The organism is Vibrio sp. VPAP30, assembly GCF_001188205.1.
GTDB classification, from domain to species: domain Bacteria; phylum Pseudomonadota; class Gammaproteobacteria; order Enterobacterales; family Vibrionaceae; genus Vibrio; species Vibrio bivalvicida.
In genome coordinates, this window is sequence record NZ_LBLS01000040.1 from 1 (window position 1) to 3,040 (window position 3,040).

Below are 3,040 nucleotides of genomic sequence, written 5' to 3' on the forward strand. Positions count from 1 at the left end.
TGCGATCGATGATGCCGCGGCTTTTGCGCAGCATCCAACCAGCAACCTCCCGGAGCACTCGTCACCGAGTGACCTTGCCTACATACTGTACACGTCCGGCACCACTGGGCAACCTAAAGGCGTGATGATTGAACAACATTCCATCATGAATTTAGTCTGTTCTCAACGCAAGGCGTTTCATTTTTCTCATCAGGAGCGTGTGTTACTACTTTCTTCTTTTGTATTTGATGCATCGGTTGAACAAGTCTTCATGACTCTGTTGTCTGGGGCACAATTAATAGTGGTTTCTAAGCAAGTCGTTGGTGATCCGAGTCTTATTTACGACAACGTTGCTAAACACAACATTACGCACCTTCATACCACTCCGGCATACCTCGCGGAGCTCAGTACTTTGTCAAATCTACGTTCAATTAAACGAGTTATCAGTGGAGGCGATAAATGTACCTCAACGTTAAAACAAACGTGGGGGGAGAGGCTGATTAATGAATATGGTCCAACGGAAACCACGGTAACGACTCTTAATAGCTTTTACGACGGTCGAGATCTTTCGGTTGATTGCATTGGCCAGCCGCTCGATAACATACAGATATATATCCTCTCTGAGAATCAAATGCCATTGCCAATCGGGGCTCCAGGAGAACTATACATTGGGGGGGTTGGAGTAGCACGTGGTTACTTTAATCGTCCCGAGCTTACGAGGGAAAGTTTTATACCTAACCCTTTTGTTGAAGCAGACGAGCGAATGTATAGGACAGGAGATATTGTACGTTGGTTAGCAGATGGAAAGGTGGAGTTCCTTGGCCGCAAAGACTCACAAGTTAAGATACGAGGCTACCGTATTGAGCTGGGAGAAATAGAGTCAATCTTAAATGCATTTCCCGAAGTCAAACAATCTAGTGTGTGTTTGTCTGAAGATCATGGTCACAAAAAGATCGTCGCCTATGTTTCCTTTGTTGACTCAAAGCACTTATCCACTTCGTCTTTGAGGCAACTGCTGGAACTTCAATTACCTGATTACATGATCCCGAAAGACTTTGCCACATTGGATACCTTGCCACTTACGATTAATGGCAAGGTTGACCATAGTGCTCTTCCAAAGCCGACTCAGATTGCAGAGGAAAGTTATGTTGCGCCGAGACATGAACTCGAGTTCCAGTTGTGCCAAATTTGGCAAGATGTGCTGGGTATAGAAAAAATTGGTATTCGCGACAACTTCTTCAAAGTCGGAGGCGATTCAATTCTGGCCGCCAGAGTGATGGCCAAAATCAACTCGGTATTGCAGTGTGCTCATCGATTAGAAGTACACCTCCTCTTTTCTTTTCAATCGATTGAAGCACTTCATCGAGAAATAGCTAGTCAACTACAAAAACATCAACTGGAAAAATCAGGTAAAAGGATGACTCTGTAATCATGTTGCCATTAATTAAACAAATAAAAGAAGCTAAGATTTCACTTTGGGTCGATGACAATAATCTAGAACTCTGTTATCAGGACGACTCCACGATGGAGCTCATTCTCAATGTTATCAAGCCAAACAAAGAAAACTTATTGCATTTTCTAAAAGAAAATAACGTCTTTTCCCAAATAGACTTTGATTGCAAAACTATCTTTAAGTGTACTTCAGAGTTTTCGCCTTTGTCTTTCATACAAGAAAGTTTGCTTTTCATTGAGAAAATGGAAAACGGTACCAACGCCTATCATATCCCTCATGTAGTAAAGCTGAGGCACGGTGCAAATCTAGATTTACTTCTAAGCTCAATTAATCTGATTGCAGAACGCCATCAGATATTAAAATCCGTCTACGAAGAGCATCCAGAGCTCGGAGAAGTTCAACGCTACGTACCTGGCACCATCCCGGTGTATTCAGCGACGATTGACGCATCAGCGGATCTAGACATTATCATTAGGAGTGATATCTCACAGCCCTTCGACCTAACCCAAACGTACCCGTTCCGACTTCACCATTATATCCAAGGTGAGCAGAAGTACTTGCTGTTCCTTTGGCATCATATTGCATTTGATGGGTGGTCTACCGAGATTTTCCTTGATGAGCTGTCATATGCGTACTCTGCACTCAGCAAGCAGCAGCAGCCTCAATGGCCACCACTTTCTATCCAGTACGCAGACTTTGCTCAATGGCAACGTGACTATCTTACGGGTGATAACATAACCTCACTCAGTAACTACTGGTCAGATCATTTGAAAGGCTATCAAAATCTGTCACTGCCTACTGACAAGCCGCGTCCTACACAGATCCGCTATGACGGTGACGAATACGCGTTCGTTCTTGGTGCTGCTTTGTCTGACCAGCTCAGAGAGCTAGCGAGATCAGAAGAAACCACCTTATACACCGTTATGCTCAGTGCCTTCTACGTCACTTTAGCGACATTGTCTGGACAGAAAGATATTGTCATTGGCACCCCATCAGATAATCGGCACAACGAGCAAACCCACTCCATCATTGGGTTGTTTGCCAACACGATTGCGATCAGAAATCATGTCACACCGACCTTGACAGTGCAGCGTCTTATACGACAAGTACAACAAACAGTACTTGATGGAAAACAGCATCAAGATATGCCTTTTGACCGCATCGTCAATGAGCTTGCCGTAGAACGAGACTTATCTCGCCACCCTATCTTTCAAGTGATGTTCATGTTACAGAGCTTTGGGAGAGCGTCTCAAGCACTGCCATTTGAGCCGCTCAGTGCACAAGGCGCTAATGCGTTCTATACCGCAGCGAAATTTGACCTGACCCTAGCCATCGACGACGCGGAAAGCAACTTAAGCGGCGTATTGAACTTTTCAACCCACTTGTTTGAGAAGTCAACCATTGAGCGCTTTGCATCGGTGTATTTGCAGGTTATTAAGGGGTTTGTCGCCAACCCTCAGCAGTCACTTGCCGAGTTACCTTGTATGTCACCAAAAGATGAGCACACCCTGTTGGTTGAGTGGAACCAGACCCAGTGTGAGTTTCCGCAGCACCTCACTTTGCACCGATGTTTTGAACAGCAGGTTGAGCGAACCCCCGATGCCACCG

2 protein-coding genes are annotated in these 3,040 nt (G+C 45.0%); both read left to right on the forward strand.

Going from position 1 to position 3,040, the window contains the following annotated elements; translation table 11 throughout:
- The coding region (locus ZX61_RS20280) for a non-ribosomal peptide synthetase (protein WP_150115032.1) at positions 1–1,408 on the forward strand (1,408 nt) is incomplete at its 5' end.
- Positions 1,409–1,410: 2 nt separating this feature from the next.
- The coding region (locus ZX61_RS20285; RefSeq protein WP_200904265.1) for a condensation domain-containing protein at positions 1,411–3,040 on the forward strand (1,630 nt) is incomplete at its 3' end.